General features: G+C 69.1%; 13 protein-coding genes and 1 riboswitch. Of the genes, 3 read left to right on the plus strand and 10 right to left on the minus strand.

All coding sequences use genetic code 11. From position 1 onward, the window contains the following. Positions 1-124: 124 nt before the first annotated feature. The 4 genes from APR04_RS31105 to APR04_RS21180 are packed head-to-tail and all read right to left on the minus strand — an operon-like array spanning position 125 to position 4,465. Entirely contained in the window at positions 125-1,195 is a 1,071-nt protein-coding gene (locus APR04_RS31105) for an App1 family protein phosphatidate phosphatase (protein WP_253873982.1), read from the minus strand. A 15-nt stretch (positions 1,196-1,210) separates the two neighbouring features. After that, positions 1,211-2,122 carry a carbohydrate ABC transporter permease gene (locus tag APR04_RS21170; RefSeq protein ID WP_253873984.1) on the minus strand — a complete coding sequence of 304 codons (912 nt, stop codon included), beginning with the start codon at positions 2,120-2,122 and terminating at the stop codon, positions 1,211-1,213. 1 nt (position 2,123) lies between these two features. Further along, on the minus strand, positions 2,124-3,092 hold the full coding sequence (locus APR04_RS21175) for a carbohydrate ABC transporter permease (RefSeq protein ID WP_253873986.1): 969 nt from the start codon (positions 3,090-3,092) through the stop codon (positions 2,124-2,126). Between the two features lie 14 nt (positions 3,093-3,106). Further along, positions 3,107-4,465 (minus strand): extracellular solute-binding protein, encoded by a 1,359-nt coding sequence (locus APR04_RS21180; protein ID WP_253873988.1) that lies wholly within the window; start codon positions 4,463-4,465, stop codon positions 3,107-3,109. Between the two features lie 146 nt (positions 4,466-4,611). Here APR04_RS21180 and APR04_RS21185 point away from each other — a divergent pair, with 146 nt between their 5' ends. The 3 genes from APR04_RS21185 to APR04_RS21195 all read left to right on the plus strand — a co-directional run bounded on the left by APR04_RS21185 (position 4,612) and on the right by APR04_RS21195 (position 8,405). Next, the gene (locus APR04_RS21185; RefSeq protein ID WP_253873990.1) at positions 4,612-5,649 is read left to right on the plus strand and encodes a LacI family DNA-binding transcriptional regulator; all 1,038 of its coding nucleotides are present in this window, start codon (positions 4,612-4,614) and stop codon (positions 5,647-5,649) included. Between the two features lie 128 nt (positions 5,650-5,777). Next, positions 5,778-7,661 carry a glycoside hydrolase family 2 protein gene (locus tag APR04_RS21190; protein WP_253873992.1) on the plus strand — a complete coding sequence of 628 codons (1,884 nt, stop codon included), beginning with the start codon at positions 5,778-5,780 and terminating at the stop codon, positions 7,659-7,661. Between the two features lie 99 nt (positions 7,662-7,760). Beyond that, positions 7,761-8,405 carry a lysophospholipid acyltransferase family protein gene (locus APR04_RS21195; protein WP_253873994.1) on the plus strand — a complete coding sequence of 215 codons (645 nt, stop codon included), beginning with the start codon at positions 7,761-7,763 and terminating at the stop codon, positions 8,403-8,405. A gap of 241 nt (positions 8,406-8,646) precedes the next feature. On the opposite strand, the gene APR04_RS21200 is transcribed toward APR04_RS21195, so the two are convergent. The 6 genes from APR04_RS21200 to APR04_RS21225 form a co-directional block, all read right to left on the minus strand. Then, positions 8,647-9,591, minus strand: coding sequence for a methylenetetrahydrofolate reductase (locus APR04_RS21200; protein WP_253873996.1), 945 nt, complete (start codon positions 9,589-9,591; stop codon positions 8,647-8,649). Positions 9,592-9,595: 4 nt separating this feature from the next. Next, a riboswitch (SAM riboswitch) is annotated at positions 9,596-9,711 on the minus strand. Positions 9,712-9,803: 92 nt separating this feature from the next. Continuing rightward, on the minus strand, positions 9,804-10,727 hold the full coding sequence (locus tag APR04_RS21205; protein WP_253873998.1) for a carbohydrate ABC transporter permease: 924 nt from the start codon (positions 10,725-10,727) through the stop codon (positions 9,804-9,806). Then, the gene (locus tag APR04_RS21210; protein ID WP_253874001.1) at positions 10,727-11,602 is read right to left on the minus strand and encodes a carbohydrate ABC transporter permease; all 876 of its coding nucleotides are present in this window, start codon (positions 11,600-11,602) and stop codon (positions 10,727-10,729) included. The genes APR04_RS21205 and APR04_RS21210 overlap by 1 nt, the downstream gene beginning before the upstream one ends. Before the next feature lie 47 nt (positions 11,603-11,649). Beyond that, on the minus strand, positions 11,650-12,894 hold the full coding sequence (locus APR04_RS21215) for an extracellular solute-binding protein (RefSeq protein WP_253874002.1): 1,245 nt from the start codon (positions 12,892-12,894) through the stop codon (positions 11,650-11,652). A 213-nt stretch (positions 12,895-13,107) separates the two neighbouring features. Continuing rightward, a complete protein-coding gene (locus APR04_RS21220) occupies positions 13,108-13,959 on the minus strand; it encodes a hypothetical protein (RefSeq protein WP_253874004.1) in 852 nt (283 codons plus the stop codon). 163 nt (positions 13,960-14,122) lie between these two features. Beyond that, positions 14,123-14,341 carry a hypothetical protein gene (locus tag APR04_RS21225; RefSeq protein WP_253874006.1) on the minus strand — a complete coding sequence of 73 codons (219 nt, stop codon included), beginning with the start codon at positions 14,339-14,341 and terminating at the stop codon, positions 14,123-14,125.

Raw genomic sequence — 14,341 nt, forward strand, 5'->3', positions numbered from 1 at the left:
AGCCGCAGGCTCAGGCGGCACAGGTAGAGCCTGAGCCGGAGGCGCAGCGCAGGGTGCGGGCCGAGGAACGAGGCACTCGCCCGGAGCGGAGCCGGAGGCGCAGCGCAGGCTGCGGGCCGGCACCTCAGCCGTCCAGCACACCGGGCACGGTGGCGAGGCGACGGGTGAGCTCGGCCCCGTCCCGCCCGTAGACGGTCGGAACCGGGCGTACCTCAAGGTCGGCGTCCGGCGTGCCGCCGTCCGGGATGTTCCCGGCGAGCACCTGCTGCCCGCCCGTGAGCTGCCGGATCGCCACCGCGTGCACGCGGTCGGGACGGCGGTCCACGGCTTTCGCGTAGATCTGCGGGTCATGCTGGCCGTCGTCACCGATAAGCAGCCAGCGCACGTGCGGGAACCACGACATCAGGTGCTCGAGGCTCGCCTCCTTGTGCGCCGGTCCGCTGCGGAACCACCCGGTGAGGGTCGGGCCCCAGTCGGTGAGGAGCAGCGGTCCCCGCGGGTAGTCGTGACGCGAAAGGAAGGCCCGCAGCGTGTTCGCGGTGTTCCAGGCGCCGGTCGACAGGTAGAAGAAGCCGTCTTCCGGATGGGCCCGCTGCAGAGTCCGGTACAGCTCCGGCATGCCCGGCACCGCCCGCCGCCCGCTGGAGTGCCGCACGAACGTGTTCCACGCCGCGAGCAACGGCCGCGGCACCGCTGTCACCATCGTCGTGTCGTCCATGTCGCTGATGACGCCGAACCGGGTGTGCTCGTCGAGCACCCGGATCGAGGCCTCGGCCTCCCAGGGATCCGGCTCGTCGAGCACCGTCAGTACCGCGGACTGCCACCCGGCCGGCAGCGGAACGCCGGTGGGGAGCTCGACGTCGATGTAACCGGCGCGGTCGCTCGTCACGACGGACGTGTGGCTGCCCACCCGGAGCCGCACCCGACGGTGCGGTACCGGCACGGTGAGAAAGTGGCGGAACCCTCGCCGACCGGCACGGATGGCCTCGAGGTCCGGGGCAGCCGGACGCGGCCGGGAGAGCAGGACGCGCGCCAGCACCCGCACCTGGTCCGGCGTGCCGTAACCACGGTAGGTCTCGAGCCGGGGGTGCCAGCCGGCACGGCGGAGCAGCCACCCCGCCGCGGCGTAGAAGTGATCTTCCACAACCGCGGCGAGGTGCGGGCGCTGTGAGGGGTGCGGAGTCGGAGTAGCCACACCCGATTGTGGCTGCTACTGGCCACCCATGCCGGTAGTCGCCACGCCTTGCACGATGCGCCGCTGGAAAAGCATGAACAGGATGAGCAGCGGCAACGCCGCGATCATGGCGGAGGCCATGTTCTGGGCGTACTGCACGCCGTAGGCGTCCTTCACCGTGGACAGACCCACCGGCAGGGTCATGAACTGCGGGTCCGTCGTGATGATGAACGGCCACAGGAAGTTGTTCCACGCGCCGATGAACACGAAGATCGCCACGGCGACGAGGATCGACTTCGACAGCGGCAGCACGATCGTCCAGAACAGTCGCCACGACCCAGCGCCGTCGATCCGGGCGGCGTCGAGCAGCTCCTGCGGGATCGCGTCGAAGAACCGCTTGAGGATGAACACCATCACGGGCGCCACAATCTGTGGGAGGACGATTCCCGCGAACGTATCCACGAGCCCCATGACCTGCATCTGCTTGAACAGCGGCACGATGAGGATCTGCCCGGGCATCATGATCGCCGCGAGGGTGAGCCACTGCATCACCCCCCTGCCCTTGAACAGGGTCTGGGAGAACGCGAAGGCGGCCATAGCAGAGATCAGCACGGTGAGCGCCGTGACGAGCACGGCGACCACCAGGCTGTTCCACATCCACAGCAGCAGGTCGCTGTTGCCGAGCACCTTCTCGTAGGCCTCGAGCGTCCAGCCCATGGTGGGCAACAACGACGCGGGGAGAGCGGCCTCGGCCTCGTGCTTGAAGCTGGTGACGGCGCCCCAGATGATGGGCACGAGCCAGAGCCCCGCGAGCACGACGAGCGCCGCGAGCGCCCCGGCCCGCGCCCAGGGCGACGGGCCGACGGTCAGCTTGGTGAGGGCCCTGTTCTCGGCCCGGTTCTGCAGCGCCTTCGTCCGGCGGACGTCGGTGAGGTCGGCGAGAGCCATCTCAGGCCTCCTTCTTCGTCGGCAGGAGCCGCACCAGCGTGAACACGAGGATCAGGGCGAAGAACACGTACGAGATCGCCGACGCGTACCCGAGCCGGTAGTTCGTGAACCCGGTGTCGTAGATGTACTCGAGGATCGGACGCGTGCTTCCGTTCGGCCCGCCCATCGTGAGCAGGTAGATCTGGTCGAAGACCTTGAGCGAGGCCAGGAGCTGCAGCACCAGGATGACGCCCGTGATCGGACGCAGCTGGGGCAGCGTGATGGAGAAGAGCCGCCGCCACCCGCCCGCGCCGTCGATCGTCGCCGCCTCGTACTGCTGGGCCGGGATGCCCTGCAACGCGGCGAGGTAGAGCAGGAAGTTGAAGCCGACGGTCCACCACACGGTGACCCCGGCGATGGAGAACATCGCGACGTTCTCGTCGGTGAGCCAGCCGAGGGGCTGCAGCCCAAGGCCTTTGATCCAGGTGTCGAGCAGACCGATGTCCGGCTGGAACATCCAGTTGCTGAGGTGCCAGACCACGGCGCTGGTCAGCAGGTACGGCGCGAAGAACGACATGCGCCACACCCACTGTCCCGGCAGGCCCGTGTGGACGAGCACCGCCATCACGAGGGCCACCAGCACCAGGGGGATGGTGCTGAGGATCGTGAACCACACGGTGTTCCCCAGGGTCTGCCAGACCTGGGGATCGCTGAAGGCCTCTGCGTAGTTCGCGAAGCCGATGAACTCGCTCCCGGTGCCCGTCAGGCTCTGGTTCGTGAAGCTCATCCACAGGCCGTAGAGCGTCGGCACGACCAGGAAGAGTCCGGTGGCCACGGCGAACGGCGCGACGAACAGGTAGCCGGACTTGTCCCGCGAGCGCAGAGAGTCCTCAGAGGTCTTGGTGCGCGTGCCGGGCCGGCTCGCTGAGGTCCGCCGGTCAGGTGCTGCCCTCCCGGCGAGCGGGGTGACGCTGGCGTTCGAGACAGTCATCGTCGTCCTCTCGATCAGGCGGGGTCGGGCAGAGCGAGGAACCTGTCCATCTCGCTCAGCATCCGGGTCACGGCAGTACGCGGCGGCGCCTCGCCTGCCAGGGTGTCCGTCATCGCGTCGGCCATGCGGACCTGGAAGTCGCTGCCGCCGCCCGTGAACCAGGCGTCAGGATCGAAGACGGCGACCTCGGCGGCGGCGGCGTAGTCGCGCTGCGGGGTGAGCTCCTGGTACGCGGGCTCCTCGACGATGGGCTGGTAGGCCGGGATGTGCCCGGCCGAGGCCCAGGTCAGCCCCTCCTTGAGGAGCCCGGCAAGGACCTGGTACGTCGCCTCGCGGGCGGCGGGGTCTGCTTGCTCCTGTCGGGGCAGCACGAACGCGTGCGAGTCGGCATAGTTCGCCGGGGTGTCGAAGATCGCGGGGAACGGCGTGGCCCCGACGTCGGGCAGCGCTTCGCGGAACATCGGCAGGTCCCACTCACCGGCGAACATCATGCCCGTGCGTTCCGCCATGAAGCGGGCGGACGCGGCGTTGCCGTCCTGGTTCTTCGCGGCGACCGTGCCGTCCACCATGGCCTGCAGGAACTCGAAGACCTCGGCGGCGGCCTCCTCGTCGAGCGCCGCCGGGCGGCCCGGCGTGAGCTCGTAGCCGCCGCCGTTCTGGGAGTAGAGGCCCCAGAACATGCGCCAGCACCCGGCCGGGTCGCGCTGATAGCCCCAGCCGACGCCGGTCTCTCCCGTGACCTCGGCCAGCGTACGACCGGCCGCGAGGAAGTTGTCCGCGCCCGCGAGGGCGTCCAGGTCGAGCTTGCCGTCCGCCGTCGCGAGGCCGGCCTCCTGGACGATCGTCGGGTTGTTGAACACGATGTACGGGTGGGTGTCCAGCGGCAGGGCATAGAGCTGTCCGTCGAACTGGGCCTTCTCCCACACCGCGGGTGCGAAGTGCTCCTGACCCACTCCGAGCTCGGCGAGCTTGTCGAGGTCGAACGGTTCGAGGAGCCCGCCGGGCGCATAGCCGGCGAGCCGGGACATATGCATCACTGCCGCCTCGGGCGGCTTCCCGCCCGACGACGCCATCGCCAGCTTCGTGTAGTACGGCGGCCCCCAGGCGAGAGTCGTCGACTCGACGGCGATGTCCGGGTTGGCCGAGGCGACCACGCCCACCATCTCCTGCATGAGCGCACCGTCGCCGCCCGAGAAGAGGTCCCAGATCATGACCCCCGTCCGGCCGGATCCGGCGGCGTCCGGCGTGGCGCAGCCGGCGAGCGTCCCGCCCAGCGCGACACCGCCGGCGCCCACCAGGGCAGCCCTGAGCAGGTCACGGCGGCTCAGGCCTCCGGAACTCTCTGCACGACTGCGGGTTCTCGACGCGATCACGGGACTACCTTGCCCCGGGACGCCACGTCCTCGTAGCACGGTCATCATCGACCTCCAATGGTGCAACGTTGCGCTCCAACGTTGGATCACGATGGACTAGGCCGGGCGTCCCGTCAAGGGGCAATGGTGCGGAAGGAAGTGAAGGGTTGTCGGAACAAGTGGGCCGTCGAGTCGGTATCAAGGAGGTCGCTGCGGCGGCAGGGGTCTCCTGGAAGACCGTCTCCAACGTTGTCAACGAGACCGGCCGAGTCGGTGACGTCACCAGGGCGCGGGTGGAGGCGGTGATCGCCGAGCTGGGCTACCGGCCCAACCTCGCCGGGCGGCAGCTGCGGCGAGGCCGCACCAACACGCTCGCGCTCGCCGTGCCGTGGGTGCAGTCACCGTACTTCTCGGTGCTCGCCCACCAGATGATCGACGTCGGCAACTCACGCGGCTACCGGGTGCTCATCGAGGAGACCCGGTCCACGCGCGAGACCGAGCTCGAGGTCGCGCGGGGCTTCGACGTACAGTCGATCGACGGGATCATCTTCTCGCCGCTGGAGCTCTTCCCGGCCGAGATCGACGAGGTGCGCGGCAGCGTGCCCCTGGTCCTGCTCGGTGAGCGCGCCGATCAGGACCCGGCGCGCGAACGCCGCACCGACCACGTGAGCATCGACAACGTCCGCGCGGCGGCGCAGGTCACGGAGCACCTGCTGGTGTCAGGGCGGCGCAGGCTCGCGTTCCTCGGCGACGAGCCGCGGGGCGTGGCCCGCACGGGCGCCCCGCGCGTCCAGGGGTTCCGCGAGGCGCACGCGGCGGCCGGGATCGAGGTCGACGAGCGCTGGGTGCTCGGTGCGGCGGAGTTCTCGCGCAGCTCCGGTGCGGCGTCGGTCGAGGCCGTGCTGCCGCGCATCGGCCAGATCGACGGGCTCGTGTGCGCCAACGACGAGCTCGCGCTGGGGGCGCTGTACGCGCTGCGCCGCAACGGGGTGCGCGTCCCCGAGGACCTCGCCGTGACGGGTTGGGACAACACGGAGGACGGTCGCTTCTCGAACCCGTCGCTCACCACTGTCGCACCCGACCTTCGAGCGATCGCGGAGACGGCGGTGGACCGGGTCCTCGCCCAGCTCGAGGACTCGTCGATCGAGCCGGTCGACGCCGTCATGCCCCACCGCCTGCTGGTCCGGGAGAGCACCCGGGCCTGAGCCCCGGAGCGTCATCCAGTGCCCCACCGGCGGGGCACCGAGGCGTCTCCAGGTGATACAACGTTGCATTCCCATTGGAAGACGTGTTGAATCGCCGCGCACATGTCGTAGACGCAACGGAGCAGCTGATGACCTTCCTCGACCGCTTCTCGCCCGCGGGCGCACAGGCGGCTACCGCCGTGCCGCGCCCCGAGTACCCCCGCCCGCAGATGGCCAGGGACCGCTGGCTCAACCTCAACGGCACCTGGCAGTTCGAGATCGACTCCGGCGACTCCGGGCTCGAGCGCGGACTGGTCCGGCGGCCGCTCCAGAGCGAGATAGTCGTGCCGTTCGCGCCCGAGTCGGAGCTCTCCGGCATCGCGAACACCGACTTCCTCGAGGCCGTCTGGTACCGCCGCGAGGTCACCGTTCCCGCGGAGTGGTCCGCCGTCGGCGACGACCCGCACATCCTGCTGCACTTCGGTGCCGTCGACCACGACACCACGGTCTGGGTGAACGGCACCGAGGTCGTGCGGCACCGCGGGGGGTTCACGCCCTTCACGGCTGACCTGCACGGGATCGCGGGCCCCGGCGACACGGCCACCGTCGTCGTGCGGGCAAGGGACACCCGGCACGGACCGCAGGCCCGTGGCAAGCAGAGCAACCGCTACGCGAACTTCGAGTGCAACTACACCCGCACGACGGGCATCTGGCAGACCGTGTGGCTGGAGCCGGTGCCCGCGGCGCACCTGCGCCGCCCGCGGATCACGCCGGACCTCGCCAGCTCGGCGTTCGACGTCGTGGTGCCGCTGTCCGCGAACCGGCGCGGCCACACGGTGACGGTCACCGTGACCGACGACGAAGGTGCGGTCGGGACCGCCACCGCGCGCGCCGACCTGGACCTGGCGCCGGCGCTGCGCGTCGTCGTCCCCGCGGAGCGCCTGCGCACCTGGGGCCCTGGGGATCCGCACCTGTACGGCGTGGACATCGAGCTGCACGACGCCGACGGCACCGTCGTCGACTCCGTGCGCTCGTACGCGGGCCTGCGCTCCGTGTCCATCGACGGGCAGGTCGTGCGGATCAACGGCGAGGCCGTGTTCCAGCGGCTCGTCCTGGACCAGGGCTACTGGCCCGAGTCGCTCATGACCGCGCCGTCGGACGCCGCGCTCGCGCGGGACATCGAGCTCGGCCTCGCCGCCGGCTTCAACGGTGCCCGGCTGCACCAGAAGGTCTTCGAGGAGCGCTACCTGTTCCACGCGGACCGGCTCGGCTATCTCGTGTGGGGCGAGTTCGGCGACTGGGGCGTCAGCGGCTACGGCACGCCTGCCGACGGCCAGCGGCCGACGACGTCGTTCGTCGCCGAGTGGATGGAGGCGCTGCAGCGCGACCACTCGCACCCGTCGATCATCGGGTGGTGCCCGCTCAACGAGACGCACCAGGACCTGCACGACCGCATCACACAGCTGGACGACGTCACCCGCGGCATGTGGCTCGCCACCAAGGTGGCCGACCCTTCACGGCCGGTGCTGGACGCCAGCGGCTACTCGCACCGGGTACTCGAGACGGACATCTGGGACTCGCACCTGTACGAGCAGGAGCCGACGGAGTTCGCGAAGCAGGTCGGCGGCCTCGCCGAGGGGCGGCCGTACGAGAACGCGCGCGACAACGGCACCAAGCTGTCGGTGCCGTACCGGGGCCAGCCGTACTTCGTCAGCGAGTACGGCGGCATCTGGTGGAACCCGGAGGCCGCAGCCACCGCCTCCGGCAGCTCGCCGGACTCCTGGGGCTACGGCCAGCGCGTCGCGGACGAGGAGGAGTTCCACGCCCGGTTCCGCGGACTGACCGACGCACTGCTCAGCGACCCGCGCATGTTCGGCTACTGCTACACGCAGCTCACCGACGTGTTCCAGGAGGAGAACGGCGTCTACCGCTTCGACCGCAGCGAGAAGCTCGACGTCGCACGCGTCCGGGAGGTCCAGGTCCAGGTCGCAGCCATCGAGGTGGCCGACGGCGACAAGGGTGCGGAGGGCTAGTGCTCTTGATCGGAGGATGAGGTTTTGTGGGTCTCTTTAGTCTTTTTCACCACATATCGCCCCGTCCACAGGATCCCTTGAGGGGTGCACAATAGGCCGGTGACGTACCGGTTCCTCAAGCTCATCCTCTCGATCCTCGTGCTCGTGCTTCTGCGCCCGCGCGTCACTGGCCTGCAGAACATCCCGAAGCGCGGCGCCGTGATCCTGGCGAGCAACCACCTGTCGTTCATCGACTCGCTGCTCATCCCGATCATGGCGCCGCGCCACGTCGCGTTCCTGGCCAAGGCGGAGTACTGGACGGGCAAGGGCATCAAGGGGCGACTCTCCCGCTGGTTCTTCACCAAGATGGGCGACATCCCGGTACAGCGGGACGACCCGCGTGCGGGCCAGCGCTCCCTCGAGGACGCCCTGGCAGTGCTGCAGCGCGGCGGCGCGTTCGGTATCTACCCCGAGGGCACCCGCTCGCGCGACGGCAAGCTCCACAAGGGCCACACCGGCGTCGCCTGGCTGGCGCTGACCGGCAAGGCCCCGGTAGTCCCCGTGGCGCTGCTCGGGACGGACAAGGTGAAGCCCATCGGCAAGATGCCGCGGTTCGCCCGGGTCGAGCTGCACTTCGGCGTGCCGATCGACCCGTCACGCCAGATCGCGGCAGGCACCAAGCCTGCCCAGGCACGGCGTGAGCTGACCGAGCAGGTGATGCAGTCCATCCAGGCGATGAGCGGCCAGGAGCGCGCCGACAGCTGACCCTGTGCCGGCGTGGCCGACTGCAGACTTCGTCGCAGACGCGGCCGACGAGTGCAGAGTTGGTTGCGGCTGAAGGGCCCTCAACCGCGACTAGCTCTGCACTCGGGGATCGGCGCCGCGACTAAGTCTGCACTCGCGGGCCACGCCCAGGTTCACCGCAGCAGTCCGCACCAACCTGTACGACACCCGGCTGTCGGAGGTCAGGCAGCCGACCAGCCGGTCACGCAGAACGACCATCCGGTCAGGCCGCCGCGCGGCCCGTCAGGCCGACGCGTTCGAGCAGGTCGAGCGCCGGCCGGTGCTTGTTGAACGTGTAGACGTGCACGCCGGGTGCCCCGGCGTCGAGCACCTCGCGGGCGAGCGCCGCCGAGTACTGGATACCGTGCTCGTGCTGCGCCTCGGGGTCGACGACGCCATCGGCGGCGGTGAGCCCGTCGAGGTCCCTCAGGAGGCCTGCGGGCGCGGCCACACCCGTGAGCTCCTCGACGCGGCGCAGCCTGCGGGCCTCCGTGGTGGGCAGGATCCCGGCGAGGATCGGGATGGTCACGCCCGCCGAGCGCGCCGCGTCGACGAACCCGGTGTAGGACTCCGCCCGGTAGAAGAACTGGGTGATCGCGAAGCTCGCGCCGGCCTCCTGCTTCTCCAGCAGTCGCCGCACCTCCTGGTCGCGGGTGGTGCCGGCACCCGGATTCCCGTCCGGGAACGTCGCCACGGCGATGGTGAGGGGGCGGGTGGCGGCCCGCAGGGCCGCGCTGGCGTCGGCGGCGACGCGGCGCTGGTCCACCTGCGTGAGCAGCCGGACCAGGTCGACGCTGGAGCGCACCCCGTCCGACGACGGACGCCAGTTCGGCTCGTCGCGCGGCGGGTCACCGCGCAGTGCGAGGAAGGACCGCACGCCGGCCTCGAGGAACTCGTCGATCACCTCGGACACGTCCTCGCGCGACGCTCCCACGCAGGTCAGGTGGGCCACCGGGAGCACGGGCGTGCCACGGAGCAGCGTGGCGAGCACCTCGCGGGACGTCGCTCGGTCGCCCCCCGCGGCGCCGTAGGTGACGGACACGAAGTCCGGCCGTGCCGCAACGAGCCGCTGTGCCGTCTCCCAGAAGTTGGGCGCTGCCTCGGGCCGACGCGGTGGCATCAGCTCGAACGACACCGTTGGGCGGTGCGGATATGCCTCGACAACCATGGTTGCTCCATCGAACCTGGCGTGAGCACCTTACGTCCACGCGCCACGGCTGCGGGGCAGGAAGTCTGCAGGTTGCTGCGGTGTCAGGGAGCCAGGACTCTCGACCGCTCTGGATGGGATCGCCACCATGCTAAGCGATTGTCCAGCACTGGGACATATTTTGTCCGGCGGTCGAGACGCCCTGCTCCACCGTGCACCCGCGCACGTTGCGGTTACTTCACCGACCCCGCCATCAGGCCACCCACCAGCCGCTTCTCGATAGCCATGAACAGGATGATCACCGGGACGATCGCCACGATGGACACCCCGAACACGTAGTGCCACGAGGTCTCGTACTGGCCGACGAACTTGGTGAGCGCCACCGACAAGGGCTGGTTGCCCGGTGTCGACAGCAGCACCAGCGAGGCCGCGAACTCGTTCCAGGACGCGACGAACGTGAAGATGACGGCCGTCACGATCCCCGGCCAGACGAGCGGCAGGTTGATCTTCGTCAGGACGGCCAAGGTGCCCGCGCCGTCGATCTGCGCCGCCTCGTCGACCTCCTTGGGGATCGCCGCGAAGAAGCTGTGCATGATCCAGACCGCGAACGAGAGGTTGAACGCCGCGTTGACCAGGATCATGGCCCCCCACGTGTCGATGATCCCGATGGCGATGAACTCGCGGAACAGGCCTGACGTGAGCACCGCCGGCTGGATCATCTGGGTGACGATCACGAGGAACAGGAAGACGAGCCGCCCCCGGAACCGGAACCGTGCCGTGTAGTACGCGGCAGGCAGCGCGACCGCGAGCACCAGCAGCGTGGCGCACAGCGAGATCACGAGGGTGGAGATGACGTTCTGCGCCAGCGGGGTCTCCGGCGTCGACCACATCGTGACGTAGTTCTCCCAGTGCCACTCCGTGGGGAAGTACGTCGGGTCGACCGACCTGATCTCCGCCTTCGTCTTCACCGAGCCGAAGAACATGATCAGGTACGGCAGCAGGAACACCACGACCACGACGAGCCCGGTGAACATGCGGAGCAGGACGGACCCGATCGGCACCTGGTCCGCGGTGTACTTCCGCACCCGCGGCCGGTCGTCCGACGGCGGACGGGTCGTCTGGCGCGGGGCCGTCCCCGATTCGGCGAGCGCAGTCATCAGACCTCCTTCAGGGGGCGGACGACCCGCACGTACACGGCCACGATGACGATGACCACGAAGAACGCGATCACGGAGAGGGCACTGGCGAGGTCGATCTGCCGCTGGTTCTGCAGATACTTGAAGATCATGGTCATGATCGTGTCGGCGTCGTAGCCGGGGATGGATCCCGTCATGACCCGCAGGATCGGTAGGGAGTTGAACACGTTGATGATGTTGATCAGCACCGCCACCGACACCGCGCCCCGCAGCTGGGGCAGCACCACGCTGAAGTACGTCCGCACGCCCCCGGCGCCGTCGATGCGCGCCGCCTCGACGGTCTCGCCGGGGACGGACTGCAGGCCGGCCAGGATCGTGTAGGTGGTGAACGGGAGCGACACGAACACGGCGACCACCATGGCCCACGCGAAGGCCGTGACCGGGTGCCTGGTCCAGCCGTAGCCCTCGGGCGATGCGATGAGGCCGACGTCCACGAGGAACGAGTTGATGATGCCGAAGTACGGCTCGAGACCGTAGTGCACCACCATCGTCGTCATCACGACGCTCGACGCCCACGGCACGATGACGGCCATGCGCACCAGACGGCGGCCGGGGAACGACTTGTCCAGCAGCGCGGCGAGGGCGAGCGACCCGAGAAGGGTGACGCCGACGACGCCGACCACCCACACGACGGTGCGCCCGAGAATCGGCCAGAAGTACTGGAAGCCGACCACAGTCGCGAAGTTCGCGAGACCAACACCCCCGTCGTCCAGCCCGCTCTGGCTGATGTCGCGCGTCGAGTTCCAGAACATGACGCCCACCGGGAACAGGACCACGGTCGCGATGAGTGCGACCGCGGGCCCGATCCACGGCAGGGCCTTCAGCAGGTCCTTCACAAGGCTCCCCGTGCTTTCGTTCAGCGTTGCGTGCGGTGCGGCGGGCCTCAGCCCGCGTCGACCTGCGCCTGGATCTCGGCGAGGACGTCCTTGGCCGACTTGTCGCCGCCGAGCTGTCCGAACAGGGCCTTGAACGCCGGGTCCGCCGCTTGCCAGTCAGGGTTGGTGCTCGGGTAGAACTGCGCATCCGGCAGGGTCTCGAGGAACGGGGCGAGCGCCTCGTCGTCGGCGAGCTGCTCCGAGCCGGACATGGTGGTGGGCAGGAAGCCCTCCGCCTGGACCCACGGGACGTAGACGTCCGCGGAGTACAGGTGGTCGAAGAAGGCCGTGATGGCCTCCTGCTTGTCACCGTCGTTCTGGAACGCCATGAGGTGGTCCGCCACGCCCAGCGTGAACGGGCTGCCGTCCTTGGTGGGGATCGGGTGGACCGAGTACTCGAGCTCTGGGTTGTCGGACTCGATCTGGCCGACGCTCGGCGGGAGGCCGACCTGCATGCCGATCTTGCCCTGGACGAAGATGTCGAAGAGCGGGCTGCGGTCGGACGCACCGGCGTCGGCCTGTGTAGCGCCCTCGTCGATCATCTTCTTGATGAACTCGGCGCCCTCGAGGTTCTCCGGGGTGTCGATGGTGATCGCGTCGGCGTCGCCGAACGTTCCGCCGCCGCCCCAGAGCCAGACGCCTGCCTCGGCCTGTGCCTCCTCGGAACCGAGCGGCATGCCGTAGCCGGCCACGCCGCCACCCAGCTCCGAGACCTTCTTGGCCGACTCGAGCAGCTCGTCCCAGGTGGCAGGCACCTCGGCGCCCGCCTCCTCGAGGAGCGCGTCGTTGACGAACAGCGCACGGGACGACGCGATCCACGGCAGGCCGTACGTGGTTCCGCCGACCTGCGCGTTCTCGAGGAACGTCGGCTGGAAGTCGGCGTAGGTCTCCTCGGAGGTGATCTCCTCGACCGGGTACAGCAGCTCGTCCTCGGCGAAGCCTGCGAACGGACCACCGTTGTAGATGTCGGGCGCGTCGCCGCCCTGGATCCTCGTGGCGATGACGGACTCGAGGTTGTCCCACGACTCGACCTGGAGGTTGACGTTGACGTCCGGGTTTGCTTCTTCGAACCCGGCGATCACGTCTTCCCACAGACCCTGGGTGGCGTCGGAGTAGCTGGGGACGAGCAGGTCGAGCGTGGCTCCGTCGCCGCTCTCTTCACCGCTCGACCCGCCGAACCCGCAGGCCGTCAGTCCCGTTGTCGCGGCGAGCGTGATCGCCATGATCCCGCCGAGCCTCTTGTACTGAGCCATTACCGTCCCTCTCCTTCGTGGTGGTGCAGGTCACGTTTGCACCTGCCCCCGAATCTGTCAACAGTTCTAACAAACCTGTGACACATGAGTGACACCGGGGCTTCGATCGGCCCGTGAGGGCTGTGGAAAGACGGCGATGGAGGGCCGCAGCACGTGGCTGCGACCCTCCTTCAGGACCTCTCGGGGGCGGCGGAGGGCGCCGCAAGCCCGCGGTCAGCAGCCGCAGCCCGAGTGGTCGCCCTGCGGAAGCCAGGACTTGTCATCGGCCCACTGGACCCCGCCCGGGTAGGTGATGTACCACCACCGGTCACGCGCCGGGACGACGGTCGAGAACCAGCCCTTTGGCCCGATGGTCAGCTTGCGCACGAACACGTCCCTCTCGCCGTCCTCCCAGGGGCCGTCCGGGTCGTAGGAGAGGATCACGGTCCCGCTGCGGAACGTGCCCCAGGTGAGATCGCCGTCGCGACTGATATTGAGCATCCGCACCCTCCCGGTGATCCGCGAGTCCCGCCCGTCGGTGGCCGTGGGGTTCTTGATCGTCGCCTCGATCTTGGTCTGTCGCTGGACGGGCACCGTCTTGCCGTTGTTCACGTCGACGCTGTGCTGGACCAGCCGGCCGCCGGGGCGCTCCACCGCCGCAGTGAACTCGATACCCACCCGGTAGGAACCGGGCGTAACGGTTCCGGGCAGAGCGATCCTCTTGGTCCGGTCCCCGTCTGCGTCCAGGGTTACCGGGTACCTGCGCACCTGCTTGGCGCCGGCCCGCTGGAGCGTGATCTCACCTTCGAACGCCTGCAGGTCGCCACCGGTCCAGTCCAGGTCTACCCAGTACTGGACCCGCACGGGATAGATCTCGTCGGTCTCCACGTCGCCGCGGATGGTCGTTCCCTTGCCGTTCATCCGAGTCGTGATGACTGTGCCGTCGCGTTCGCTGGTGTCGACGACCGGTCCGGCCTGGGCCGCCGGCGCCGCGACCAGGCCCCCTGCGAGCATCGTCGCGGCGGCGGCCAGTGCCACCAGACCCCGACGGAGGATGGAAGTTCGGGACGTGCTGTGCAGTGACATCGTGATTCCTGTCCGCTCGATGGTGCCTGTCCCGCCGAGCGCGCAGCTCGCCGTCAGGCTCTACCAACGAGTACGGACGGAAGGACCAGAGCGTTGTGGGTGAACAACGCGAGAGCGCCCGCCCGGTCGAGACCGGGCGGGCGCTCTGCTCAGCGTGCGTTGCTTACCGCTCGGTGGCGCCGATCATCGGCAGGCCGAACGACAGGCCGACGACGAGGATGCCGCCGACGAACAGATACGGCGACGACGCGTCGGCACCGATGGAGCCGATGGCCATCAGCGCGAACCCACCGATGAACAGTGCGAAGCACCCGAGCACCCGGACCAACAGAGTCGCCGTGGGCTCCTGCTTCTGCCTACGGGCCACCTCGAAATCGCTCAT

This window comes from Promicromonospora umidemergens, assembly GCF_024171995.1.
GTDB classification, from domain to species: domain Bacteria; phylum Actinomycetota; class Actinomycetes; order Actinomycetales; family Cellulomonadaceae; genus Promicromonospora; species Promicromonospora umidemergens.

Bases quoted from the DNA above. Each gene is read 5' to 3' on its own strand.
- APR04_RS21170 (WP_253873984.1), bottom strand. From the start codon at position 2,122: ATGGCTCTCGCCGACCTCACCGACGTCCGCCGGACGAAGGCGCTGCAG.
- APR04_RS21175 (WP_253873986.1), bottom strand. From the start codon at position 3,092: ATGACTGTCTCGAACGCCAGCGTCACCCCGCTCGCCGGGAGGGCAGCA.
- APR04_RS21190 (WP_253873992.1), top strand. From the start codon at position 5,778: ATGACCTTCCTCGACCGCTTCTCGCCCGCGGGCGCACAGGCGGCTACC.
- APR04_RS21200 (WP_253873996.1), bottom strand. From the start codon at position 9,591: ATGGTTGTCGAGGCATATCCGCACCGCCCAACGGTGTCGTTCGAGCTG.
- APR04_RS21205 (WP_253873998.1), bottom strand. From the start codon at position 10,727: ATGACTGCGCTCGCCGAATCGGGGACGGCCCCGCGCCAGACGACCCGT.
- APR04_RS21215 (WP_253874002.1), bottom strand. From the start codon at position 12,894: ATGGCTCAGTACAAGAGGCTCGGCGGGATCATGGCGATCACGCTCGCC.
- APR04_RS21220 (WP_253874004.1), bottom strand. From the start codon at position 13,959: ATGTCACTGCACAGCACGTCCCGAACTTCCATCCTCCGTCGGGGTCTG.
- APR04_RS21225 (WP_253874006.1), bottom strand. From the start codon at position 14,341: ATGAGCGATTTCGAGGTGGCCCGTAGGCAGAAGCAGGAGCCCACGGCG.